Source organism: Streptomyces sp. NPDC007856 (assembly GCF_042868225.1).
In the GTDB taxonomy this organism is placed as follows: domain Bacteria; phylum Actinomycetota; class Actinomycetes; order Streptomycetales; family Streptomycetaceae; genus Streptomyces.
The window spans coordinates 1-23,065 of the sequence record NZ_JBIAEC010000015.1 but is presented as its reverse complement, the minus strand read 5'-3'; the positions used below and the strand labels follow the sequence as shown (position 1 = coordinate 23,065).

Genomic DNA, 23,065 nt, shown 5'->3' with positions numbered 1-23,065 from the left:
CACCACGGGGGACGGCCATGACCACGACAGAGCGAGAGATCCCACCCATGTGCCAGCACCAGCCGCCGTGTCCGCCAGCCGAGTCCGCCGACCGGGAGTCCGCCCGTCTCGTGGCGCACCACCCGGAGCAGGGATGGAGTCTGCTGTGCAACGGCGTCCTGCTCTTCGAGGACACCGGTGAGCTGCTGCCCGACGGCCGGATCATCGCTCCGCACCGCCCGCTGGGTGCGGAGCATGTGATGACCGCCGCCTGAGCGGAGCGCGGGCGAACGACCCGAGGGGCCGGCCGCACCCATCCGGTGCGCACCGGCCCCGATGTGTGTCCGGGGCCGGCTACGGTCCGTAGCCGGGCGCTGTCGGAGCGCGTCCCACAGCGCCTGGTACGCCGGCAGTCGTCCCCGGCCCCGCACACGCTCGGGTCGGGGTGAAGCCGGGGAGGACGGGGTTGTCATAGGTTCGCACGGTTCGCCCCCAACTGGTGCTCGAAAGTTTCGACTGCGGCACCGATTCTTCGCGAGCGGGCGTGCCGGCCGCCGTGGAAAAGACACCTCCGCCCCACTGGTCGAATCGCCGGTACGGGAGTGGGATGGAAGGAAGCAAGGGCCTTGCAGGGCGGGCACGTCCGCGCGCGAGACGCCCCGGCGTCGCCCGCGAGGAACGGTGGAGTGATGTCCGGTTACGACGCCTCGACGACGGCTCGGGTGGTGGTCGGTGTGAGCGGCTCCCTGGGCAGCGTCACGGCCCTGCGGCGGGCCACCGCGCTGGCCCGCCGGCTGGGCGCGGAACTGTGGCCGGTGCTGGCCTGGGAGCCGCCGGGCGGTGACCCCGCCGCGCGCCGCTCCCCCGCTGCCGGTCTGCTGGTGGAGGACTGGCAGCGGCTGGCCGGACAGCGGCTGGCCTCGGTACTGGAGGAGATCTTCGGCGGGGACGCCCCCGGTGTGCCGATGCACGCCGTCGTCGTCCGCGGCGCCGTCGGCCCGGCGCTGGTGGCGACCGCGGACCGGGACAACGACGTCCTGGTGGTGGGCGCGGGCCGCCGCGGTCTGCAGCGTGCCTTCTCGGGCCGCGTCTCCCGGCACTGCCTGGCGCACGCGGTCTGCCCGGTGCTCGCGGTGCCCCCGTCCCCGCTGGAGTCGGAGCTGCTGTCCGTCCACCGGCGCAACATGTGGCATCTGCGCATGGACATCCGGCGTCTGTGAGGCCCACCCCGGCGCGATGAGGCGCCGCCGAGCCCAGCGGTCCTGATGCGGAATGCAGGGTCTTGATGCGCCGGGCGCGCAGGGGTTGCGTCAAGAACGGGCCGCCTGCCGTCAGAGCACTGCGACCGTGCCTGGGCAGCGGATGTGCGTGCGTCGCTCCGGTGCGCGGCCGTGCTGCTCGGGTTGCTGCTCCTCATCGACCGGGCGGTCGGCTCGAGCCCGAGGTCCTGTTCCGCAACCCGGACCTGTGGCATCTGCTCGACGCGGGCGCCCGGGTGTCCGAGACCGCCGGCCCCCCTGTGCGGCACGACCGTCCTGCGCGGCCTCGCCCGCCGCCTCGACCGGGGAGACGGCCCGGGCGGTGTTCCGGGCCTCCGTATGGAATGAGTGACACTCGGTGGCCGCCCCCGGCTCCGAACCACGGGCCGTCGACCGGGCGGCCGTGCCCCCGGCGAACCTCTCCGGCCTCCCCTTCTTGATGGAGCTCTGCCGCTCCCGCGCCATTCTTAACGCAAGATTGACGCTCGCCCACCCCAGATCCGTGGGCCCAGGCGTCACTCTCTGCATACGCTGGTGCCCGCCATCCGCGTGATGGCCGGAAACAAGCTGAGCCGCACACAGGAGCCCACTGATGGCCACGACCGAGCACCCCCCTCCCAGTCGCTTGCGCAACTGGATGCTGGAGGGGCTCTCCGACATGGGCAAGCACGGCGGCCACACCGGGCCTCACGCCGAGCCGGAACCCCCGCACAAGGGCCAGCGCTGGTGGCGCGTCATGTGCCTGACCGGTGTCGACTACTTCTCCACCCTCGGCTACCAGCCGGGCATCGCGGCGCTCGCTGCGGGACTGCTGGGGCCGATCGCGACCATCGTCCTCGTCATCGTCACCCTGGCCGGCGCGCTTCCGGTGTACCGCCGGGTCGCCGAGGAGAGCCCGCACGGCGAGGGCTCCATCGCCATGCTGGAGCGGCTGCTGTCCTTCTGGCAGGGCAAGCTGTTCGTGCTCACGCTGCTGGGCTTCGCCGCCACCGACTTCCTGATCACCATCACGCTGTCGGCCGCCGACGCCTCCACCCACCTGATCGAGAACCCGCACCTGGCCAGCGCCCTGCACGGACAGCAGACGCTGATCACCCTGATCCTGGTGGCGCTGCTGGGCGCGGTGTTCCTCAAGGGCTTCCTGGAGGCGATCGGCGTCGCGACGGCGTTGGTCGGTGTCTACCTCGCGCTGAACGTCGTCGTGGTGATCGTCGGCCTCTACCACGTGGTCACAGCGGGCCATGTGATCACTGACTGGTCCAGCGCGCTGACCGCGCAGCACGGCAACATCTTCGTGATGATCGGCCTGGCCCTGATCGTCTTCCCCAAACTCGCGCTCGGCCTGTCCGGCTTCGAGACCGGCGTCGCCGTCATGCCGCACGTCCAGGGCGACCCGGACGACACCGAGGAGAAGCCGACCGGCCGGATCCGGGACACGAAGAAGCTGCTCACCACGGCCGCGCTGATCATGAGCGCCTTCCTGATCGCGTCCAGCTTCATCACCACGCTGCTCATCCCGGCGAACGAGTTCAAGACCGGCGGCCAGGCCAACGGCCGCGCGCTCGCCTACCTCGCGCACGAATACCTCGGCGGCGCCTTCGGCACGGTCTACGACATCTCGACCATCGCCATCCTGTGGTTCGCCGGCGCCTCCGCCATGGCCGGCCTGCTGAACCTGATGCCGCGCTATCTGCCCCGCTACGGCATGGCCCCGCACTGGGCCCGCGCCGTGCGCCCGATGGTCATCGTCTTCACCCTCATCGCCTTCCTGGTCACCTGGCTGTTCGACGCCAACGTCGACGCGCAGGGCGGCGCCTACGCCACCGGTGTGCTGGTGCTCATCAGCTCCGCGGCGATCGCGGTGACCATCGCCGCGCGCAAGGCGGGGCAGCGCAAGTGGACCATCGGGTTCGCCGTGATCTCCGCCGTGTTCCTCTACACGACCGTGGTGAACGTGATCGAGCGCCCGGACGGTGTGAAGATCGGCGCCTGCTTCATCGTCGGCATCATCCTGGTCTCGCTGCTGTCCCGGCTCGCCCGTGCCTTCGAATTGCGCGTGACCAGTCTGACTCTGGACCCGATGGCGGAACGCTTCATCCGGGACATGGCCAGCCGGAAGATACGCTTCATCGCGAACGAGCCCGGCCATCGCGACAAGGCCGAGTACCGCGACAAGGTCGAGCAGATCCGGGCCGACAACGACATGCCGGAGCAGGAGGACTTCGTCTTCGTCGAGGTCACGGTCACCGACCCCTCCGAGTTCGAGGCGGGCGTAACCGTACGCGGCGAGGTCCTGCACGACCGCTACCGCGTACTGACCCTGGAGTCCTCCTCGATCCCCAACGCCCTCGCCGCGCTCCTCCTCCATGCGCGCGACATGACGGGCTGCACCCCGCACATCTACTTCGAGTGGACCGAGGGCAATCCCTTCGCCAACTTCCTCCGCTTCTTCCTCTTCGGCCAGGGCGAGGTCGCCCCGGTCACCCGCGAGGTCCTGCGCGAGGCCGAACCGAACCGGGAACGCCGGCCGCGGGTGCACACCGGCTGAGACCGGGCGGCCCCCGACGGCGGCAGAAGGCGGCGGGGGCGGGCTACCTGCGGAACCAGCGCCGGGGCGGCCGTACCTCAAGACACCCCAGGCTGAGCCGGCCGTGTATCTCCACGCGGAGCACGGCCGGCGCCCCGGGATCACCGGCGGACCGCACCTTGGTCTTGCCGTAGCCGATCACCAGCGCGTCGGCGTCCACCACGACACCGGGCCGCGTGATCAGCCGCAGGGTGCCGCCGCGCATGTCGACGTCGATGCGGAGGGTGTCGTGCGTGATCTCCGCGCGGGAGAAGTCGAGGATCACGTCTCCCCAGGCCGACGCGATCTCCATGCGGCGCGGCACCGCCCAGCCGTCCGCGCGCAGGGCTGATGCGCCCTGCTGCTCGATCCGCACGACGTCCTTGGCCGGTACGGCGCCGGCCGCGTCCGGCAGATCGGCGGTGAGCGCCGCCAGCTCGCCGAGCGTGCGCGCGGACAGCGCGGCCGCCACGCGCTCGTCCAGCTCCTCGGCCGTGATCCGGCCGTCGCCCGCGGCGCCCGACAGCACGTCCACCACCCGGTCCCGGTCCGCGTGCGAGGCACGCAGCCCGGACGACATCTCCGTGTGCAGCAGCTCGGCCGCCATACCTTCACCCCGATTCGGCACGTCCCCGTTGGGGGCCATCGTCACGAACTAACGCTATATCGCGTTATACCCAACGACCAACCCCATGTCCACGGTTCCCCCGGCGTGGCCCTATCGTGACCGGCATGCAGTCCTACACGATCGGCCAGGCGGCACGGCTGCTCGGCGTGAGCCCGGACACCGCCCGTCGCTGGGCCGACGCGGGCCGGGTGGCGACCCATCGCGACGAGTCCGGGCGGCGGCTCGTCGACGGCAGGGATCTCGCCGCGTTCTCGGTCGAGCTGGCCAAGGCGGGCGCCGGCGAGGAGGACGCCTCCTACACCTCCGTCCGCAACGCCTTCCCCGGCATCGTGACGGCGATCAAGCTCGGTGACGTCGCGGCCCAGGTGGAGATCCAGGCGGGCCCGCACCGGCTGGTGTCGCTGCTGACCCGGGAGGCCGTCGAGGAACTGGGCCTGGAGGTCGGCATGGAGGCCACCGCGCGCGTGAAGTCCACCAACGTGCACATCGACCGCGTCTGACCCGTCACACGGCTGCCGTTGCGCTCCACCCGGTAGCGCACGGTGTCGGCCTCCGGCAACGGACCGACGACCGCACGGCTGAAGGCGCGCCACCGAGCCCCGCGGGCGCCGCCGCGGGCGTGCGGTTCACCGAGGTGTCCCTGCTGCGTGACCCGGTGTGGCGGGCGCTGGAGCGGCACAGCGGTAGCCGCCGTCCACCCGGATCGCCGTGATCCCGCTGATGTGCCGGGCCCCGCACCGGTCCTGTGGGAGGACCAGTTGGGGCCCTGCCCCGTCCAGCGGGGTGTCGTCGATGCACACGCCCAGCAGGACGGGCGCGTCCGCGAAGTCCGGATCGATCTCGGCCCAGGACAGCAGGGCGTGGTGGCCGTCCGTCCCGGTGACGGCGATGAGGAAGCGGAGCCGGTCCTTGCGGCGCACCGGGTCGAAGCCGGGCCCCGCGTCGGCGAGGACGTCGTACAGGCGTGGGCCGGCGAACCGGTGGTGCTGGATGCCGCTGGTCGCGCACTCGAAGCTGACGTCCACCCGGTGCTGCGGCCAGCGGAGCAGGTCCGGCACGCTCAGGCGGGCGGGGCGGGCCAGATCGCCGGTCAGGGCGAGTTCCGCGAGCGTCACCTGCGACCACCTCCCGCAGCACGGTACCCGCCGCGGCGCACCGTGCAAACGCACATGCAAGCTACAAGTCACGAGTTCGCAGCTCATGCGATGAGACAGGAGACTTACGGCTGGCAGATGCGGCAGTATCATCGCCGCACGGCCGGCGGTTCCGGCCGTGACAGGGCGCGACAGTCGTTCCACAGAACCTGAGGAGTAGATCCGTGATGACCCGTTCCGTGCGCCGGACCCGGCGGATGCTGCAGCTGGCCGGTGCGGGAGCCGCCGCCCTGATGGCACTCAGCGCCTGCTCCTCGTCCTCGGACTCGTCCAACGCGAAGTCGGACACGTCGAACTCCGCCTCCCCGAAGCTGTCCGGCGACGTCACCGTGTTCGCCGCCGCCTCCCTGAAGGAGAGCTTCACGACCCTGGGCAAGGAGTTCGAGCAGCAGCACCCGGGCACCAAGGTCAGCTTCAACTTCGGCGGCAGCGACACCCTCGCAGCGAGCATCACCGGCGGTGCCCCGGCGGACGTCTTCGCCGCCGCCAGCCCCAAGACCATGGCGATCGTGACGGCCAAGCAGGACGCGGTCGGCACCCCGGCCACCTTCGTGCGCAACCAGCTGGAGATCGCCACCCTGCCGGGCAACCCCGGCAAGGTGTCCTCCCTGAAGGACCTCACCAAGTCCGGCCTGAAGGTCGTGCTGTGCGACAAGACCGTGCCGTGCGGCGCCGCCGCGCAGAAGGCCCTGGACGCCGCCAAGCTCAAGCTCACCCCGGTCTCCTACGAGCAGGACGTCAAGTCCGCTCTCAACAAGGTGGAGCTGAAGGAGGCCGACGCGGCAGTCGTCTACAAGACCGATGTGAAGTCCGCGGGTGGCAAGGTGCAGGGCGTGGAGTTCCCCGAGTCCGCCAAGGCGATCAACGCCTACCCGATCGTCCTGCTGAAGAACGCGCCGAACGCCCAGACGGCCAAGGCGTTCATCGCCCTGGTGCAGTCCGCCGAGGGCCAGAAGGTGCTCAGCGAGGCAGGGTTCCTCAAGCCGTGACCTCGCTCCACCAGCCCGACGCCGCGACCGGTCCCCGCACGGACCGGCCGCGACGTCGCCGCGTCGGCACGGGGGGCCGGCGCGGGGTGCCGTTGCCGCTGCTGCTGCCGGGCCTGCTGGCGCTGGCGTTCCTGCTGGTGCCGCTGGTCGCGCTGATCATCCGCGCGCCCTGGCGCAGCCTGCCGGACCAGCTGTCCAGCACGGAGGTGTGGCAGGCGCTCCAGCTGTCGCTGGTCAGCGCCACAGCGGCAACGGCCGTGAGCCTCGTCCTGGGGGTGCCGCTGGCCTGGCTCCTGGCCCGTACGGAGTTTCCCGGCCGGGGCCTGGTACGGGCCCTGGTGACACTGCCCCTCGTGCTGCCACCGGTGGTCGGCGGTGTGGCGCTGCTGCTGGCCCTCGGCCGCAACGGCGTGATCGGCAAGTCGCTGGACGCCTGGTTCGGGATCACGCTGCCGTTCACCACCACCGGCGTCGTGATCGCGGAGGCGTTCGTCGCGATGCCGTTCCTGGTCATCAGCGTCGAGGGCACCCTGCGCGCTGCCGACCCCCGCTTCGAGGAGGCGGCGAGCACGCTCGGCGCGTCCCGCTTCACCGCGTTCCGCCGGGTCACCCTGCCGCTGATCGCGCCCGGCATCGCGGCGGGCGCGGTCCTGGCCTGGGCGCGTGCGCTCGGCGAGTTCGGCGCGACGATCACCTTCGCGGGCAACTTCCCCGGCCGCACCCAAACCATGCCCCTCGCGGTCTACCTGGCCCTGCAGAACGACCCCGACGCCGCGATCGCCCTCAGCCTGGTCCTGCTGGCGGTGTCGATCGCGGTGCTGGCGGGGTTGCGGGACCGCTGGCTGACGGGAGCGTGAGCGTGGCAGCCGACCCGGGGCGTGTGCGAACGTACAGACCCATGACCGACATCGACGCCCCCGAAGCCGGCCTCCGGACCGTGGGCGACGAGGGACTCGACGCCCGGCTCGTCGTGGACCGCGGCTCCTTCAAGCTCGACGTGGCCCTGACCGCCGCCCCCGGAGACGTCCTCGCCCTCCTCGGCCCCAACGGCGCCGGCAAGACCACCGCCCTGCGCGCCCTCGCCGGTCTCACCCCTCTCACCGACGGCCATCTCCGCCTGGACGGCACCGCGCTGGAGCACACTCCCCCGGATTCCCGCCCGGTCGGCGTCGTCTTCCAGGACTATCTGCTCTTCCCCCACCTCTCCGCCCTGGACAACGTCGCCTTCGGCCCCCGCTGCCGGGGCGCGGGCAAAGCGGAGGCCCGCGCGCATGCCGCGGCCTGGCTGGACCGCATGGGCCTGGCCGACCACGCGAGCGCCAAGCCGCGCCGCCTGTCCGGCGGTCAGGCCCAGCGCGTGGCCCTGGCCCGCGCGCTGGCCACCCACCCCCGGCTGCTGCTCCTGGACGAACCACTCGCCGCGCTGGACGCCCGCACCCGCCTGGAGGTCCGCGCCCAACTCCGCCGCCACCTGGCCGAGTTCGAGGCCGTGGCCGTACTCGTCACGCACGACCCGCTGGACGCCATGGTGCTCGCCGACCGCCTGGTCGTCATAGAGCACGGCCGCGTCGTCCAGGAGGGCGGCCCCGCCGACATCGCCCGCCATCCGCGCACCGACTACATCGCCCAGCTCGTCGGCCTCAACCTCTACCGAGGCCGGGCGGACGGGCACACCGTACGACTCGACGCGGGCCCGTCGATCACGACCACGGAGGAGCTGTCCGGCCCGGCGTTCGTGGCGTTCCCACCGTCCGCCGTCACCCTCTTCCGGGACCGGCCCACCGGCGCCAGCGCCCGTAACCTCTGGCGCTGCGAGGTGGCCGGCCTGGAGACGCACGGCGACCAGATCCGCGCCGACCTCACCGGCGAACTCCCGCTCGCCGCCGATCTCACCACGGTCGCCGCCGCCGAACTGGATCTGCATCCGGGCGCCGCTGTCTGGGCGACGGTCAAAGCGGCGCAGACGCACGCATACCCGGCCTGAACGGGTGGGCGCTCTACCGTGAGTGCCCATGACCCTGAGCATCCGCAACCAGCTCCCCGGCACCGTCACCGCCGTCCACCCCGGCGAGGCCATGACCACCGTCGAACTCCGTCTGGACGGCGGCCAGCACCTCATGGCGGCCATCACCAAGGAGTCCGCCGAGGATCTCTCCCTCGCCCCCGGCTCGCCCGTCCGCGCGCTGGTGAAGTCGACCGAGGTCTCCCTGGCCACCCAGCGGGTGGCGGGCCTGTCGATCCGCAACCAGCTTCCCGGCGCGGTCACCGGCCTCACCACCGGCACCGTCATGGCCACCGTCAAGATCACCGTCGACGGCGGTGAACTGACCGCGGCGATCACCAAGGACGCGGTGGCCGACCTCGGGCTCTTCGTGGGCTCGGACGTGGTCGCCCTGATCAAGGCGACCGAGGTGTCCCTGGCGACGGCATGACACGGCGAGGGCCCCGCCCGGAAACCGGACGGGGCCCTGTGGCACCGCTTGCTCAGTCCTCGTACTCGACGGCGTCAGTCCTCGTACGCGTCCAGCGGCGGGCAGGAGCACACCAGGTTGCGGTCGCCGAAGGCCTGGTCGATACGGCGGACCGGCGGCCAGTACTTGTCGGCGGCCGAGACGCCGGCCGGGAAGACGGCCTCCTCACGGCTGTAGGCGTGCGTCCACTCGCCGCCGAGCGCGGCGGCGGTGTGCGGGGCGCCCCGCAGCGGGTTGTCCTCCGCCGGCCACTCGCCCGCGCCGACCTTCTCGATCTCCGCGCGGATGGCGATCAGCGCGTCGCAGAACCGGTCCAGCTCGGCGATGTCCTCGGACTCCGTCGGCTCGATCATCAGCGTGCCGGCCACCGGGAAGGACATGGTCGGCGCGTGGAAGCCGTAGTCGATCAGGCGCTTGGCCACGTCGTCCACGCTCACGCCGGTCGCCTTGGTCAGCGGACGCAGGTCGATGATGCACTCGTGCGCGACCAGGTTGCCGGGGCCGGTGTAGAGCACCGGGTAGTGCGGCTCCAGGCGCTTGGCGATGTAGTTCGCCGACAGCACGGCCACCTGCGTGGCGCGCTTGAGGCCCTCGCCGCCCATCAGACGGACGTACGCCCAGGAGATGGGCAGAATGCCGGCGGAACCCCAGGGGGCGGCCGAGATCGGGCCGACGCCCGTCTCCGGACCCGCGGCCGGCTGCATCGGGTGGTTCGGCAGGTACGGCGCCAGGTGCGAGCGGACCGCGACCGGGCCGACACCGGGACCGCCGCCGCCGTGCGGGATGCAGAAGGTCTTGTGCAGGTTCAGGTGGGAGACGTCACCGCCGAAGTGGCCCGGCTTGGCGAGGCCGACCAGGGCGTTGAGGTTGGCGCCGTCGACGTAGACCTGGCCGCCGGCCTCGTGGACCCGGGCGCAGATGTCCGCGACGTGCTCCTCGAACACACCGTGCGTCGACGGGTAGGTGATCATCAGCACCGCCAGCTCGTCGCGGTACTGCTCGATCTTGGCGCGCAGGTCCTCGACGTCGATCTCGCCGTCCTCGGCGGTCTTGACGACGACGACCTTCATGCCGGCCATCACGGCGCTGGCGGCGTTGGTGCCGTGCGCGGAGGACGGGATCAGGCAGACGGTGCGCTGCTCGTCGCCGCGCGCGCGGTGGTAGCCGCGTACGGCGAGCAGACCGGCCAGCTCGCCCTGGGAACCGGCGTTCGGTTGCAGGGAGACCTTGTCGTAGCCGGTGACCTCGGCGAGACGTTCCTCCAGCTCGCGGATGAGCGTGAGGTAGCCCTCGGCCTGCTCGGCCGGGGCGAAGGGGTGCAGCTGGCCGAACTCGGGCCAGGTGACCGGCTCCATCTCCGTGGTCGCGTTGAGCTTCATGGTGCAGGAGCCCAGCGGGATCATGCCGCGGTCGAGCGCGTAGTCGCGGTCGGCCAGCTTGCGCAGGTAGCGCAGCATGGCGGTCTCGGAGCGGTGCTGGTGGAAGACCGGGTGGGTGAGGAAGGCGTCGGTGCGCAGCAGCGCCTCGGGGAGGGTCTCCTCGGCGGTCGCGTCCAGCGCCTCGATGTCGCCCTCGACACCGAAGGCGGACCACACGGCGGCGACCTGAGCCCGCTTGGTCGTCTCGTCGCAGGCCATCGAGACATGGTCGGCGTCGGCCAGGTGCAGGTTGACGCCGTGCTCCCGGGCTGCGGCGGCGATCTCGGCGGCCTTGCCGGGCACGCGCGCGGTGAGGGTGTCGAAGAACGCGGCGTGCACGATCTCGACGCCGCCGGCCTTCAGTCCCTCGGCGAGGATCGTGGCGTACCGGTGGGTGCGCCGGGCGATGGTCTGCAGGCCCTCCGGACCGTGGTAGACGGCGTACATGCCGGCCATCACGGCGAGCAGCACCTGCGCGGTGCAGATGTTGCTGGTGGCCTTCTCACGACGGATGTGCTGCTCACGGGTCTGCAGCGCGAGCCGGTACGCCTTGTTCCCGTCGGCGTCGACGGAGACACCGACCAGCCGGCCGGGCAGGCTGCGCGCGAACTTCTCGTGCACGGCCATGTAGCCGGCGTGCGGACCGCCGAAGCCCATCGGCACACCGAAGCGCTGGGTGGTGCCGACGGCGATGTCCGCGCCGAGCTCGCCCGGGGAGGTCAGCAGGGTCAGCGCGAGCAGGTCGGCGGCGACGGTGACGAGCGCGCCCAGCTCGTGGGCCTGGTCGATGACCGGCTTGATGTCGCGTACGGCACCGGAGGCGCCCGGGTACTGGATCAGGACGCCGTTGATCTCGCGCTCGGCGATGTCGGCCGGGATGCCGTCGCCGAGGTCGGCGACGACGACCTCGACACCGGTCGGCTCGGCGCGGGTCTGGATGACGGCGATGGTCTGCGGCAGCGCGTCCGCGTCGACCAGGAACAGACCCTTCTTGTTCCTGCCCATGCGCCGGGACAGCGCCATGGCCTCGGCGGCGGCGGTGCCCTCGTCCAGCAGGGAGGCGCCCGAGGTGGGCAGCCCGGTGAGGTCGGCGACCATCGTCTGGAAGTTCAGCAGGGCCTCGAGGCGGCCCTGGGAGATCTCCGGCTGGTACGGCGTGTAGGCCGTGTACCAGGCCGGGTTCTCCATGACGTTGCGCAGGATGACGGGCGGGGTGAACGTCCCGTAGTAGCCCAGCCCGATCATGGAGTCGAGGACCTGGTTGCGGTCGGCCAGCGAGCGCAGCTCGGCGAGGACCTCGGCCTCGGTGCGGGCACCCGGCAGGTCGAGGGCGTCGGCGTTCTTGATCACATCCGGGACCGCCGCGGCGGTGAGCTCGTCCAGCGAGCCGTAGCCGACCTGCGCGAGCATCTTGGCCCGCGCCTCCTGGTCGGGCCCGATGTGGCGCTGCTCGAACGGGATGCCCGCTTCGAGCTCCGGGAGCGGAATGCGATGGGCGGTCATTGCGGAGGCCTCCTGGTCTGACGCGACCTTCGAAGGGCACCACGGTGCGGGTGCCCCGACGGCCTCCCCCTCTGTCATCTCAACCTGAGAGCTTCACCGGGTATGTCCCGGCTTTCACCGTCGGTGAGAGCGGGAGCCGTCGACGCCCGCCCTGCTTTCCAGAGTGACCTCGTCCGTGCGGTACGTGAGCCTGAGAGATTCCGGGGAGGATTTGCTCCTTCGGCGCCTCCGAGGTGATCGGAGGACTCTCCCGCACGGGGTCAGCAGCCGCTGTCAGCCTACCAGCGAGGTCAACGACGGGGTCCTCGAGTGGCCGCCTCCCTGAATGTGCTCTTTCGTAGTGCTTACGGATGAGTTGCGACCACGTGGAGGGAGAGGGACCGTGCAGACCGACATCGATCCGCGCAACCTGATCGGCCGCAAGGCGTTCGACCGCAATGGCACCAAGATCGGGACCATCGACGAGGTGTACCTCGACGACGCGACCGGAGTGCCCGAGTGGGCGGCGATACGCACCGGCCTGTTCTCCCGAGACGCCTTCGTCCCCCTGGAACCGAGCGAACTGATCGAAGGCTCCCTGCACGTCCCCTTCGACCGCGCCCTGATCAAGGACGCCCCCGACTTCGGCGTGGGCCGCCATCTCTCCCCCGAGCAGGAACTGCAGCTCTACCACCACTACGGCCTGGACGTGGCATCACCTCCCTCGGCCCCGGACCACGACTTCGGTAAGCTGGCCGGGTCGGAGGAGACCTGATCGGAGGCCTCCGCGACCAACGGCAGCGGATCGGCAGGCTCCAGCGCAGGATCATCGACAAGGAACGTCCGCACCCTCCCCGGAAGGGACTGCGGCGTCTCGAACCGCACGGTGACCCGCCCCAGCCCACTCCCCTGCACCCACCCGTGCCCGTGCTCGGCGTGCCTTACGTCCTGTCCCGCCCGCCAGTGCCGTTCGACAGGCTCCGGCCGCTCCACGACGACCTCGGCCCCGGCCTCCTCCGGCATCTGCGCCGCCGGCGCGGGCATCGCCTGCGCGAACAGGTCCTCCTGGGTGTAGTCGGCGAGCCCGGAGACACCCACGCCCAGCAGCCGTACCCCACCCGTGGTGTCCACGGAGTCCAGGAGCCGCGCGGCCGCCTCCCGCACGACCGCGGGATCGTCCGTGGGCCCTCTGAGCGTCTCGGAGCGGGTCAGGGTCGAGAAGTCGTACCTGCGCACCTTCAGCACGATCGTCCGCCCCGACAGCCCGGCCCCGCGCAGCCGCCCCACACACCGGTCGGCGAGCCGCTGCACCTCCAGCCCGATCCGCAGCCGGTCATGGATGTCCACGTCGTAGGTGTCCTCGACCGACACGGACTTCGCCTCACGCTCGGCCACCACGGGCCGCTCGTCATGGGCCAGGGCCATGGCGTACAGCGCCTGACCGTGCGCCTTGCCCAGCAGCCGCACCAACTCGTCCTCGCCCGCCTCGGCCAGCTCCTCGACCGTCGTGATCCCGGCCCGGCGCAGATGGTCCCCGGTGGCCGGCCCGACCCCCGGCAGGGTCCGCACCGGCATCGGCCCCAGCAGCGCCCGCTCGGATCCCGGCTCGATGAGCACCAGGCCGTCCGGCTTGGCCTGTTCCGAAGCGATCTTGGCGAGCATTTTGGAGGCGGCGAGCCCCACCGATCCGGTCAGCCCGGTGACCGCCCGGATGTCCGCGCGCAGCCTGATCCCGACCAGCCGCGCCGACTCCTCGTCCCAGGCTCTGCCCCCGGCCTCCAGATCCACGAACGCCTCGTCCAGGCTGAGCGGCTCCACCAGCGGCGACAGCTCCCGCAGCAGCGCCATCACCTGCTCGCTGATCGACCGGTACACGGTGAAGCGCGGCACCAGATAAGCGGCGTTGGGGGCCAGCCTGCGCGCCTGCGCCATGGGCATCGCCGAGTGGACCCCGAAGGCGCGTGCCTCGTACGACGCGGTGGCCACCACCCCGCGCGGCCCGAGCCCGCCCACGACGACCGCCTTCCCGCGCAGGCTCGGCTTGGATGCCTGCTCCACCGAGGCGTAGAAGGCATCCATGTCGAGATGCAGGATTGTGGGCGCGTTTCTCACATCTCCGATGCTGCACCACGGCACTGACAATGCCGTGGCGCCGGGAAACGGCTGAGGCGCCCGGCGCTCAGACCGCGCGGTTGCGGCGCCGCGCCAGCTCGTCCGCGGGGTTGTGCCCGACCAGCGTCTCGCCGGTGTCGATGCGCTCACCGTGCAGCTGGGAGAGCGCGCTTTCCACGTCCCGCCACACCACGCCGACGGCGATCCCGAAGATGCCCTGACCGCCCTGGAGCAGGGCGTGGACCTCGTCCGGCGAGGTGCACTCGTACACCGTGGCGCCATCGCTCATCAGGGTCATCCGCTCCAGGTCACGGAAACCGCGTTCCCTGAGGTGCTGCACGGCCGTGCGGATGTTCTGCAGCGAGACCCCGGTGTCCAGGAAGCGCTTGACGATCTTCAGGACGACGACGTCGCGGAAGCTGTACAGCCGCTGTGTCCCCGATCCGTACGCGGGCCGCACGCTCGGCTCGACCAGGCCGGTGCGCGCCCAGTAGTCCAGCTGCCGGTAGGTGATGCCCGCGGCCGCGCAGGCCGTGGGCCCGCGGTAGCCGATCTGTTCCGCCGCCATGGACGCCGCCCCTCCGCCGTTCGGCACCACCGTCGGCCGCTGCGGAGCGTGAGCGACCGCGCTGCTCGGTTGGGGGTACCCCCTGTTCGAACGCAGCTGAGAGCTAGGGGGAGGGTACGGACCGCTCTCCCCGAACCCGCGTCCGGGGGCACCCCCAGCCGTACCGTCGCCGCTGGTTCTCACGCCGACCTCCGTCCTTGACCTGCCTTCACGACGGTAGGCAGTCACCAGGGGTGCGTCAACGATCGCCACACTCGGCACGCCGAGTGATAATCACCCTAGGAGTGGTTTCCCGTGTCCCACCGCGGGGAAAGGCTAGCCGAATGCGTTCGGCGGAGGCCGTAGGACGCTCTCGATGGCCGGTGGCAATTGCACACACGCGGGGCGGCGACGCTCACCGGCCGTTCGGCCTCACTGGCTGCTGGTGCCGAAGTCCTCGGGCGAGATCTGGTCGAGGAACTCGCGGAACTTCTCCACCTCGTCCTCCTGCTCGTCCGGAATGGCGATGCCGGCGTCGTCCAGCACCGCGTCACTGCCGTAGATCGGCGTTCCGGTGCGCAGGGCCAGCGCTATGGCATCGGAGGGGCGGGCGCTGACCTCGACGCCGCTCGCGAAGACCAGCTCCGCGTAGAAAACACCTTCACGCAGATCGGTGATGCGTACTTCGGTCAGCTCCTGGCCGACAGCCTCCAGCACGTCCTTGAACAGGTCGTGGGTCAGCGGCCTGGCGGGGGCCATGCCCTGCTGGGCGAACGCGATCGCCGTCGCCTCCCCCGGCCCGATCCAGATGGGGAGGTAACGGTCGCCTCCCACTTCGCGCAGGAGCACGATCGGTTGGTTGGAGGGCATTTCGACCCGGACACCTACGACATCGAGCTCGTTCACACAGCAACCCTAGGCCGTGCTCGGGACGTTTGGGTAGTCGGGCCGGGAACAGGTGGCCGATCCGGCCGATCACCGCCCCCTGTTCAGGGCAGCCGCACCCCGAGAGCGGTCTGCACCAGTGCCGCGTGCAGCTTCACCGTGAGTGCCGCCAGCTCCTTCGCCCGAGCCTCGGCATGGGCCCTCGTCTGCGGGTTGCGGTGGCGCCTGAGAGGGGCCACCACCTGGTCGACCAGACCGGCCTCGCGGTCCGCGGCCGCCTTCATCACCCGAAGGTGGCGCGGCTCGATCCCGAACCGGCCCAGTTCGGCCACGAGCGAGGCCACGGTGACCGCCTCGGCGTCGTACGCCCCGTCCTCCAGCGGAGCGATGAGCCCGTACGACTCCCACTCCTTGAGGTCGCCCTCGTCGATCTCCGCGGCCGCCAGCAGCTCGGCCCTGCCGATCCGGACCACCGTGGGCACCGCGGCCGGCTCCGCAACGTCCTCACCGGGGCGCTGACGGCTCACAGCGGGCAGCTGGACGGCCTCACCCCGCTCCATGGCGTCCAAGTGCTCGCGGATCACCTTGAGCGGCAGATAGTGGTCGCGCTGCATCCGCAGCACATGCGCCAGGCGCTCGACGTCCCCGGCGCTGAACTTGCGGTATCCCGAAGGGGTCCGCTGCGGCTCGATGAGCCCCTCCGACTCCAGGAAACGGATCTTGGAGATGGTGACTTCGGGGAATTCGTCGCGCAGCGCGTTCAGCACCGTGCCGATGCTCATCAGCCCACTGTCCCTGGCGGCGGTACCGCTTCCGGCACCGCCGCTCGGTGTTTGAAGCATGGACCTTCCCTGGGGTCCCCCCGGACACCCGTCCGGGGGCGGGTCAGATGCCCTGCCGGCTCGCGTAGAACACCAGCCGGTACTTGCCGATCTGCACCTCGTCACCGTTCGACAGAGCGACCTGGTCGATCCGCTCGCGGTTGACGTACGTGCCGTTCAGACTGCCCACGTCGGCCACGGTGAACGAGCCGTCCGCGTGGCGGCGGAACTCCACGTGCCGACGCGAGACCGTGACGTCGTCCAGGAAGATGTCGCTCTGCGGATGGCGGCCGGCCGTGGTCAGGTCGCTGTCCAGCAGGAAGCGGCTGCCCGAGTTCGGCCCCCGGCGCACCACCAGCAGCGCCGAGCCCATCGGCAGCGCGTCCACCGCGGCCTGCGCCTCGGGCGACAGCATCGGCATCTGCGTCTGGCCGGTGACCTCGGCGTCATAGGCCTCGAGACCGGAGATCGAGATCGTGGACGTCGTCTCGGAGGCACGCTCCGGCGCCACTCCGGGGCGCAGCGGCGCGCCACAGTTGGAACAGAAGCGGGCGTTCTCCGCGTTGCGGTTACCGCACCTCGTACACACCAGGACCGACATGGACGGATCCTCCTGCGGCTGCCCCGCCGGGGCGTTGGACGCGTACGGACCGGGGGCGAACCCTCCACCCGCACCTGAGGTTGACGGTTGCCCGAAACCTATGCCGCCGGACTGCGCAGGGTCAACCGACGCCCCGCTCTGACCTCCGGAAATGTCACCGCCCGGACCAGCGACCTGGTCCCGGAACAGCGGGCGCTGGCCCTCCGCGTCGGGCTGTGCGCGATGACGAGCGGTCGCGTTGTCGCTGCCCTCTCGCGCGCTCTTGCGGAACAACTTCGCAAACAACTTCACGGGCGATTCCCCTTGACCGAAACAGACCCGCCCGTGGGGCAGGACGAACCCTGATTGCCTTCACCGGCCGAGCCGGACATTCTCACAACGTCCGTATCCACCAGACAGTTTCCACCACGCACCACCCCTTCGGTGCGCCGACCCCCCGCAACCTCATGCCCCTGCCGGACGTCCCCCATGCACCGCCGGTTCACTGGGAGGACGACCGAGCGTAGTCAGGCCGCTTCGCTTGTCGCAAGGCGTCCACGACGATCTTGCCCGACTGCTGGACCGTCGCCGTGGCCTGCTCCTTCTCCAGCGTCTGCACCACGCCTCCCGGAATGTTCAGCGCCGGCTCCAGGTCCTGCGGCTTGCCGATGACCTTGAAACGATAGGGGGCGTTGATCTTGTTCCCATCGACGCCGATGCTGTTGCCGGAGTCCGTGAAGTAAGTGCCTGCGACCACCCGGACCCCGTTGACCTGGATCGCCTCCGCACCGGCCGCACGCAGCTCCTGGATCGCGTCGAGCAGCATGTCCGCCTTGACCGTCCCCTTCGTGTCCTCGATCGTCATCGTGATGCCGGGCCCCTGCGCCGCCACGGTGCCCGCCAGGATGCCGAGTTGCCTCTCCTTCTCGGCCGTCTGCTTGCGAGCCTCCGCCGCCTGGTCGGAGCTGCTCTGCAGTTCCTGGCGCTGCTTTTCGAGTCCCTGCTTCTCGTCCTCAAGACGCTGAGTGCGCGAATCCAGTTCATCGAGAATGCGAACAAGATCTTCCTGGCGGGCGCCGCGCAGCGCGCTGTCGGTGTCGCTGTTGGACGCCACCTGCACCGCCAGGCCGAAGCCGAGGCCGAACAGCAGCAGGGCGACGATGAGTTGGGCCCGGGTGAAACGCGGCGGCCACAGTCCCTCGACCAGCCGCTGCCGGCCGGTCAGCGGCCGCTCCCCCGTCTGCTCCGGCGCCGGCTCCGGTGCCCGCGCGGGCACCTCCTCGGGCAGTTCCTTGCGCAGCCGGTTCTCCGGCTGCTCCGGCTGCTCGTTCCGTTCGTTCTGTTCGTTCATCGCTGTCACGCCCGGAACACATGCCGCCGGATCGCCGCGGCGTTGGAGAAGATCCGGATGCCGAGGACGACCACGACACCCGTGGACAGCTGCGCACCCACGCCCAACTTGTCGCCGAGGAACACGATGAGCGCGGCGACGACCACGTTCGACAGGAACGACACCACGAAGACCTTGTCGTCGAAGATCCCGTCGAGCATGGCCCGCAGACCGCCGAAGACGGCGTCCAGCGCCGCGACGACGGCGATCGGCAGATAAGGCTCGACGACCGCCGGAACCTCGGGCCGGACCAAAAGGCCGGCCACGACTCCCACGACGAGGCCCAGTACGGCGATCACGATGTGCCCTTCTCAGTCTTCTCGGTGCTCGGCTGTGCTGTGCGTACGATCACACTCGGTGCGGCGGGCAACCGTACGTCACCCTCCGTCGAGATGGTGGTGCGGATGCCGAAGTTCTGCTCCAAGGCGTGCAGATACAGACCGTCCGCGCTGTTCTGGAACCCGGTGTTCAACCGTTCCCCGTCCCCCACCGCCAGCACCGTGTACGGCGGCACCAGCGGTCTGTTGTCGACCAGTATCGCGTCCCCCGCGGCCCTGATCGCGGACAGAGCGGTCAGCCGCTGCCCGTTGATGGAGACGGCCTCGGCGCCGGACTCCCACAGCCCGTTCACCACGCGCTGCATGTCCCGGTCCCGGACCCGGCCGGTGTCGGAGAATCCGGAGGTCTCCCGCGGATTGGTGCCGTCACCGCCGGTACTGGCCTCCTTGGCGTCGTCCACGACGAGCTTGACGCCCGGACCGTGGACCGCCGTAGCCCCCGACAGCACGCCCACCAGGTCCGCCTGGGCACTGCCGCCGATCGACTTCAGCGCCGCCCGCTGGCGCGCGCCGACGTCGTCCCGGAGCCGGTCGACCGTGCCCTCCAGCTTGTCCGCGCTCGCGGTCTCGCTGTCGATGCGGTCGATCAGCTCCTGTCGCTCCTTGGCCACCACGGGCGCCGCCGCCCGCGTCTGGGCCGCCCCGACGGTCACGACCAGCGCCGCGAGGACGAGGCCGGCCGCGAGGCCGAGCTTCGCCCTGAGGGTCCTGGGCAGGCCGCCCTCGCCCCGGGACTTCTTGCGGGCGGCGGCCTCGGCATACCCGTCGTCGAGACTGTGGTCCATGACGTTGGTGATCAACGACATGGAGGCGTCCGGGCGCTGCGCCCGCGTGGGGCTGCTCCGAACGGGGGGTTGCTGCGGCATGCCGCACATCGTCGCATGTCGCGCGGAGTACCTCCGAATGGCCCCACCGGCGTGCCGGACAGGCCCCCTTGGGGGACACTTGTCCGGCACGCGCGCGTGCGTGGGTTTTGCCGCGCGGTGGCAGGTACTCCCACCGCCCGGTCTTACCGTCCGTACTTACCTCCCGGCGCTGTCCACCACGGCCGACCACTCGTCCAGCAGGGCCTGCGCCGAGGCGTCGTCGGGTCCCTCGGCCCACAGATGGGTGACGGCCTCGGCCGGGTCGGGCAGCACCATCACCCAGCGCCCGTCCGTCTCCACGACCCGCACACCATCCGTCGTGTCGACAAAGCGATCCCCGGCGGCCTCGACCACCCGCCGCATGACCAGACCTTTGACGGCCCACGGCGTGGCCAGGTCCCGCTTGAGGACATGCGCCCGCGGGATCCGCGCGTCGATCTGGCTCAGCGTGAGCTGTGTGCGCGCCACCAGCCCGATCAGCCGTACGAAGGCCGCCGTGCCGTCGTAAACGCTGCTGAACTCCGGGACGATGAACCCGCCCTTGCCGTCACCGCCGAAGATGGTGCCCTCCTCGCCGCCGACGCGCGTGAGGTCGTCGGGCGAGGTGGTGGTCCACTCGACCTGGGTGCCGTGATAGGCGGCCACCTGCTCGGCGATCCGGGTCGTGGTCACCGGCAGCGCCACCCGGCCGCTGCGCCGCTCCGCGGCCACCAGGTCCAGCATCACCAGCAGCGCGCGGTCGTCCTCGATGATCCGGCCCTTCTCGTCGACGAGCGACAGCCGCTCGCCCACGGGGTCGAACCGGACACCGAACGCGGCCCCCGAGGACGCGACTATCTCGCCCAGCCGCACCAGCCCCTTGCGCCGCATCTCCTCCGTCTCCGTGGGCCGGGACTCGTCAAGACCGGGGTTGATGGTCAGGGAGTCCACCCCGAGCTTGCCGAGCAGGCTGGGCAGCACCAGACCGGCGCTGCCGTTGGAGGCGTCGACGACGACCTTCAGGCCGGATTCGGCGATCCCGGTCGTGTCCACGTTCCGCAGCAGCGATCCGGTGTAGGAGTCGAAGACGCTCGCCGGGAAGTACAGGTCGCCGATCTCACCGGGGAACGCCCGCCGGTACTCCTGCCGCGCGAACACCCGGTCCAGCTTGCGCTGGCTGCCCTGCGACAGGTCGGCGCCGTTGCCGTCGAAGAACATGATGTCGACCGAGTCCGGCACTCCGGGCGAGGTCCTGATCATGATGCCGCCGGCGCTGCCGCGCGCGGTCTGCTGCCGGGCCACGGGCAGCGGTACGTTCTCCAGGTCGCGTACGTCGATGGCGCTGGCCTGAAGAGCGGAGATGACCGCCCGCTTGAGCGCTCGGGCGCCTCGGGAGTGGTCGCGGGCCGTGGTGACCGTGGAGCCCTTCTTGAGGGTGGTCGCGTAGGCGCCGGCCAGCCGCACGGCGAGTTCCGGCGTGATCTCGACGTTCAGGATGCCGGACACACCACGGGCGCCGAACAGATGGGCCTGCCCCCTGGACTCCCAGATGACGGACGTGTTGACGAAGGCACCGGCCTCGATGGTCTTGAACGGGTAGACCCGGACGTTGCCCTGAACGATCGACTCCTCGCCGATCAGGCACTCGTCACCGATGACCGCCCCGTCCTCGATCCGCGCGGCACGCATGATGTCGGTGTTCTTGCCGACGACACAGCCACGCAGATTGCTGTGCTGCCCGACGTACACGTTGTCGTGCACGACTGCCTTGTGCAGAAAGGCGCCGCTCTTGACGACGACGTTCGAGCCGACGACGGTGTGCTCCCGGATCTCGGCGCCGGCCTCGACCTTCGCGTAGTCGCCGATGTACAGCGGCCCGCGCAGCACGGCATCGGGATGCACCTCGGCACCCTCGGCCACCCAGACACCCGGCGAGATCTCGAAGCCGTCGATGTCGACGTTGACCTTGCCCTCCAGCACATCGGCCTGGGCCTTCACATAGCTCTCGTGGGTGCCGACGTCCTCCCAGTAGCCCTCGGCGACAAAGCCGTAGATCGGCTTGCCTTCCTTCATCAACTGCGGGAAGACGTCGCCGGACCAGTCGACCGGAACATCGGGTTCGACGTAGTTGAATACCTCGGGCTCCATGACATAGATGCCCGTGTTGACCGTGTCGGAGAAGACCTGCCCCCAGGTCGGCTTCTCCAGAAAACGCTCGACCTTGCCTTCCTCGTCGACGATGGTGATGCCGAACTCCAGCGGATTGGGCACCCGGGTCAGACAGACCGTGACCAGCGCGCCCTTCTCCTTGTGGAAGTTGATCAGCTCCGTGAGGTCGAAGTCGGTCAGGGCATCACCGGAGATGACGAGGAAGGCATCGTCCTTCAACGCCTCTTCGGCGTTCTTGACGCTTCCGGCGGTACCGAGTGGCTTCTCCTCATTGGCATAGGTGAGCTCCATTCCGAGCTCTTCGCCGTCACCGAAGTAGTTCTTGACGAGCGATGCCAGGAACTGCACGGTGACGACGGTCTCGGTGAGCCCGTGCCTTTTGAGCAGCCGTAGCACATGCTCCATGATCGGGCGGTTGGCCACAGGCAGGAGCGGCTTGGGCATGCTAGAGGTCATGGGGCGCAGGCGTGTGCCTTCGCCCCCGGCCATCACGACGGCCTTCATGTCGGAAGCGTCCTCCTCACAAGAGACGACGGTCTAGCCGACTTCACCCGTCCAGATTGTCCCGCACTTTTCCACCGCGGGCCATCGTGGCGTAACGTCCGGGACAATCGCCGAGCTCAATCGGCCATGGCGTCCGCACGAACCAAACGGCGGACCTGTACCACGTAGAGCACTCCTGCCCACCAGTAGAGCGTTGTACCCCACCCGGCGAACGCCCATCCGAAAACAGCGGCCAGTGACGCGATCCAACCGCTCCCGTCGCTAAGGAGCAACAACGGGAAGGCGTACATCAAGTTGAAGGTCGCTGCCTTCCCGAGGAAGTTCACCTGGGGCGGCGGATACCCGTGCCGGCGGAGGATGCCCACCATCACCAGAAGCATCAGCTCTCTCGCCAGCAGGAGGGCGGTCAGCCAGAGCGGCAGGATCTCCCGCCAGGTGAGACCGACCAGCGTGGAAAGGACATAGAGTCGGTCGGCGGCGGGATCGAGAAGCCGGCCGAGGCTGCTGATCTGATTCCAGCGCCGGGCGAGCTTGCCGTCCAGATAGTCACTGATCCCGCTGAAGGCCAGCACGAGGAGGGCCCAGCCGTCGCTCTTGGGACCCCCGAACTCGGGCCTGAGGATCAGCCACAGGAAGACGGGTACGCCGACGAGCCGGGCCATGCTGAGGATGTTGGGGATGGTGAGGACACGGTCCGTCTGGACACGCGTCTCCTGGACCTCCACCCGGGGGCCTCCTGTGCGAAACGAGCCAACGATGCCCCCTGACCTTACCTCAACGCAAAAAAAGCTCCGGCCCCTGGGCAGTGCCCAAGAGCCGGAGCTGTAAAAGGAGTTCGGCGGCGTCCTACTCTCCCACAGGGTCCCCCCTGCAGTACCATCGGCGCTGTGAGGCTTAGCTTCCGGGTTCGGAATGTAACCGGGCGTTT

The 23,065-nt window shown here is 70.2% G+C and carries 22 protein-coding genes, 1 rRNA gene and 1 riboswitch; of the genes, 9 read left to right on the top strand and 14 right to left on the bottom strand.

Translation table 11 applies throughout. From position 1 onward, the window contains the following. Window positions 1–47 precede the first annotated feature (47 nt). The 3 genes from ACFYOH_RS31240 to ACFYOH_RS31230 all read left to right on the top strand — a co-directional run bounded on the left by ACFYOH_RS31240 (window position 48) and on the right by ACFYOH_RS31230 (window position 3,786). Window positions 48–254, top strand: coding sequence for a DUF5999 family protein (locus ACFYOH_RS31240; RefSeq protein ID WP_067045924.1), 207 nt, complete (start codon window positions 48–50; stop codon window positions 252–254). Between the two features lie 414 nt (window positions 255–668). Then, a complete protein-coding gene (locus tag ACFYOH_RS31235) occupies window positions 669–1,199 on the top strand; it encodes a universal stress protein (protein WP_388632426.1) in 531 nt (176 codons plus the stop codon). A 631-nt stretch (window positions 1,200–1,830) separates the two neighbouring features. Further along, on the top strand, window positions 1,831–3,786 hold the full coding sequence (locus ACFYOH_RS31230) for an APC family permease (protein ID WP_388632423.1): 1,956 nt from the start codon (window positions 1,831–1,833) through the stop codon (window positions 3,784–3,786). Window positions 3,787–3,829: 43 nt separating this feature from the next. Here ACFYOH_RS31230 and ACFYOH_RS31225 read toward each other — a convergent pair whose 3' ends face one another. Continuing rightward, the gene (locus ACFYOH_RS31225; protein WP_388632420.1) at window positions 3,830–4,411 is read right to left on the bottom strand and encodes a DUF1707 domain-containing protein; all 582 of its coding nucleotides are present in this window, start codon (window positions 4,409–4,411) and stop codon (window positions 3,830–3,832) included. 125 nt (window positions 4,412–4,536) lie between these two features. Here ACFYOH_RS31225 and ACFYOH_RS31220 point away from each other — a divergent pair, with 125 nt between their 5' ends. Continuing rightward, window positions 4,537–4,932, top strand: a complete 396-nt coding sequence (locus ACFYOH_RS31220) for a molybdopterin-binding protein (protein ID WP_388632418.1) — start codon at window positions 4,537–4,539, stop codon at window positions 4,930–4,932. Window positions 4,933–5,058: 126 nt separating this feature from the next. On the opposite strand, the gene ACFYOH_RS31215 is transcribed toward ACFYOH_RS31220, so the two are convergent. Beyond that, window positions 5,059–5,547, bottom strand: coding sequence for a molybdopterin-dependent oxidoreductase (locus ACFYOH_RS31215; protein ID WP_388632415.1), 489 nt, complete (start codon window positions 5,545–5,547; stop codon window positions 5,059–5,061). A gap of 206 nt (window positions 5,548–5,753) precedes the next feature. Between ACFYOH_RS31215 and modA the strand changes: the two genes are divergently transcribed. From modA to ACFYOH_RS31195, 4 genes are read left to right on the top strand one after another with little or no spacing between them, the layout of a single operon-like run. After that, window positions 5,754–6,575: a molybdate ABC transporter substrate-binding protein gene (gene modA, locus ACFYOH_RS31210; protein ID WP_388632413.1), complete on the top strand. Its 822-nt coding sequence runs from the start codon at window positions 5,754–5,756 to the stop codon at window positions 6,573–6,575. After that, on the top strand, window positions 6,572–7,432 hold the full coding sequence (gene modB / locus ACFYOH_RS31205; protein WP_388632411.1) for a molybdate ABC transporter permease subunit: 861 nt from the start codon (window positions 6,572–6,574) through the stop codon (window positions 7,430–7,432). Before modA ends, modB begins: the two co-directional genes overlap by 4 nt. Window positions 7,433–7,473: 41 nt before the next feature. After that, window positions 7,474–8,559 carry an ABC transporter ATP-binding protein gene (locus ACFYOH_RS31200; protein WP_388632409.1) on the top strand — a complete coding sequence of 362 codons (1,086 nt, stop codon included), beginning with the start codon at window positions 7,474–7,476 and terminating at the stop codon, window positions 8,557–8,559. A 28-nt stretch (window positions 8,560–8,587) separates the two neighbouring features. After that, window positions 8,588–9,007: a molybdopterin-binding protein gene (locus ACFYOH_RS31195; RefSeq protein WP_388632408.1), complete on the top strand. Its 420-nt coding sequence runs from the start codon at window positions 8,588–8,590 to the stop codon at window positions 9,005–9,007. A gap of 74 nt (window positions 9,008–9,081) precedes the next feature. Here the strand turns inward: ACFYOH_RS31195 and gcvP are convergent, their stop codons facing one another. Then, on the bottom strand, window positions 9,082–11,967 hold the full coding sequence (gene gcvP, locus ACFYOH_RS31190) for an aminomethyl-transferring glycine dehydrogenase (RefSeq protein ID WP_388632407.1): 2,886 nt from the start codon (window positions 11,965–11,967) through the stop codon (window positions 9,082–9,084). A 168-nt stretch (window positions 11,968–12,135) separates the two neighbouring features. After that, window positions 12,136–12,230, bottom strand: a riboswitch (glycine riboswitch). 119 nt (window positions 12,231–12,349) lie between these two features. Between gcvP and ACFYOH_RS31185 the strand changes: the two genes are divergently transcribed. Next, window positions 12,350–12,721, top strand: a complete 372-nt coding sequence (locus tag ACFYOH_RS31185; RefSeq protein WP_388632405.1) for a PRC-barrel domain-containing protein — start codon at window positions 12,350–12,352, stop codon at window positions 12,719–12,721. On the opposite strand, the gene ACFYOH_RS31180 is transcribed toward ACFYOH_RS31185, so the two are convergent. The 11 genes from ACFYOH_RS31180 to rrf form a co-directional block, all read right to left on the bottom strand. Next, complete coding sequence (locus ACFYOH_RS31180; RefSeq protein WP_388632403.1) at window positions 12,643–14,058, bottom strand: DNA polymerase IV; 1,416 nt, start codon at window positions 14,056–14,058, stop codon at window positions 12,643–12,645. The two genes, ACFYOH_RS31185 and ACFYOH_RS31180, sit on opposite strands and share 79 nt — an antisense overlap. Window positions 14,059–14,125: 67 nt before the next feature. Further along, the gene (locus ACFYOH_RS31175; RefSeq protein WP_388632400.1) at window positions 14,126–14,809 is read right to left on the bottom strand and encodes a MerR family transcriptional regulator; all 684 of its coding nucleotides are present in this window, start codon (window positions 14,807–14,809) and stop codon (window positions 14,126–14,128) included. A 228-nt stretch (window positions 14,810–15,037) separates the two neighbouring features. Further along, a complete protein-coding gene (locus ACFYOH_RS31170; RefSeq protein WP_053666762.1) occupies window positions 15,038–15,511 on the bottom strand; it encodes a bifunctional nuclease family protein in 474 nt (157 codons plus the stop codon). A gap of 83 nt (window positions 15,512–15,594) precedes the next feature. After that, complete coding sequence (locus ACFYOH_RS31165) at window positions 15,595–16,332, bottom strand: MerR family transcriptional regulator (protein WP_388632397.1); 738 nt, start codon at window positions 16,330–16,332, stop codon at window positions 15,595–15,597. A 43-nt stretch (window positions 16,333–16,375) separates the two neighbouring features. Next, the gene (locus tag ACFYOH_RS31160) at window positions 16,376–16,912 is read right to left on the bottom strand and encodes an FHA domain-containing protein (protein ID WP_388632395.1); all 537 of its coding nucleotides are present in this window, start codon (window positions 16,910–16,912) and stop codon (window positions 16,376–16,378) included. Between the two features lie 481 nt (window positions 16,913–17,393). Then, window positions 17,394–18,242 carry a DUF881 domain-containing protein gene (locus tag ACFYOH_RS31155; RefSeq protein ID WP_388632393.1) on the bottom strand — a complete coding sequence of 283 codons (849 nt, stop codon included), beginning with the start codon at window positions 18,240–18,242 and terminating at the stop codon, window positions 17,394–17,396. A gap of 5 nt (window positions 18,243–18,247) precedes the next feature. Beyond that, window positions 18,248–18,580 carry a small basic family protein gene (locus ACFYOH_RS31150; protein WP_003988855.1) on the bottom strand — a complete coding sequence of 111 codons (333 nt, stop codon included), beginning with the start codon at window positions 18,578–18,580 and terminating at the stop codon, window positions 18,248–18,250. Beyond that, the gene (locus ACFYOH_RS31145) at window positions 18,577–19,494 is read right to left on the bottom strand and encodes a DUF881 domain-containing protein (protein WP_388632391.1); all 918 of its coding nucleotides are present in this window, start codon (window positions 19,492–19,494) and stop codon (window positions 18,577–18,579) included. Before ACFYOH_RS31145 ends, ACFYOH_RS31150 begins: the two co-directional genes overlap by 4 nt. Window positions 19,495–19,641: 147 nt before the next feature. Then, window positions 19,642–22,137 carry a sugar phosphate nucleotidyltransferase gene (locus tag ACFYOH_RS31140; protein WP_388632389.1) on the bottom strand — a complete coding sequence of 832 codons (2,496 nt, stop codon included), beginning with the start codon at window positions 22,135–22,137 and terminating at the stop codon, window positions 19,642–19,644. Window positions 22,138–22,253: 116 nt separating this feature from the next. Further along, complete coding sequence (locus ACFYOH_RS31135; protein ID WP_228616882.1) at window positions 22,254–22,862, bottom strand: CDP-alcohol phosphatidyltransferase family protein; 609 nt, start codon at window positions 22,860–22,862, stop codon at window positions 22,254–22,256. Between the two features lie 108 nt (window positions 22,863–22,970). After that, window positions 22,971–23,065: ribosomal RNA gene (gene rrf, locus ACFYOH_RS31130) — 5S ribosomal RNA — on the bottom strand; the annotation flags it as partial.

Excerpts from the sequence above, each read along its gene's own strand:
- ACFYOH_RS31240 (WP_067045924.1), top strand. The coding sequence starts at position 48 with ATGTGCCAGCACCAGCCGCCGTGTCCGCCAGCCGAGTCCGCCGACCGG.
- ACFYOH_RS31235 (WP_388632426.1), top strand. The coding sequence starts at position 669 with ATGTCCGGTTACGACGCCTCGACGACGGCTCGGGTGGTGGTCGGTGTG.
- ACFYOH_RS31230 (WP_388632423.1), top strand. The coding sequence starts at position 1,831 with ATGGCCACGACCGAGCACCCCCCTCCCAGTCGCTTGCGCAACTGGATG.
- ACFYOH_RS31225 (WP_388632420.1), bottom strand. The coding sequence starts at position 4,411 with ATGGCGGCCGAGCTGCTGCACACGGAGATGTCGTCCGGGCTGCGTGCC.
- ACFYOH_RS31220 (WP_388632418.1), top strand. The coding sequence starts at position 4,537 with ATGCAGTCCTACACGATCGGCCAGGCGGCACGGCTGCTCGGCGTGAGC.
- modA (WP_388632413.1), top strand. The coding sequence starts at position 5,754 with ATGACCCGTTCCGTGCGCCGGACCCGGCGGATGCTGCAGCTGGCCGGT.
- ACFYOH_RS31200 (WP_388632409.1), top strand. The coding sequence starts at position 7,474 with ATGACCGACATCGACGCCCCCGAAGCCGGCCTCCGGACCGTGGGCGAC.
- ACFYOH_RS31195 (WP_388632408.1), top strand. The coding sequence starts at position 8,588 with ATGACCCTGAGCATCCGCAACCAGCTCCCCGGCACCGTCACCGCCGTC.
- gcvP (WP_388632407.1), bottom strand. The coding sequence starts at position 11,967 with ATGACCGCCCATCGCATTCCGCTCCCGGAGCTCGAAGCGGGCATCCCG.
- ACFYOH_RS31165 (WP_388632397.1), bottom strand. The coding sequence starts at position 16,332 with ATGCTTCAAACACCGAGCGGCGGTGCCGGAAGCGGTACCGCCGCCAGG.
- ACFYOH_RS31160 (WP_388632395.1), bottom strand. The coding sequence starts at position 16,912 with ATGTCGGTCCTGGTGTGTACGAGGTGCGGTAACCGCAACGCGGAGAAC.
- ACFYOH_RS31155 (WP_388632393.1), bottom strand. The coding sequence starts at position 18,242 with ATGAACGAACAGAACGAACGGAACGAGCAGCCGGAGCAGCCGGAGAAC.
- ACFYOH_RS31145 (WP_388632391.1), bottom strand. The coding sequence starts at position 19,494 with ATGTGCGGCATGCCGCAGCAACCCCCCGTTCGGAGCAGCCCCACGCGG.
- ACFYOH_RS31140 (WP_388632389.1), bottom strand. The coding sequence starts at position 22,137 with ATGAAGGCCGTCGTGATGGCCGGGGGCGAAGGCACACGCCTGCGCCCC.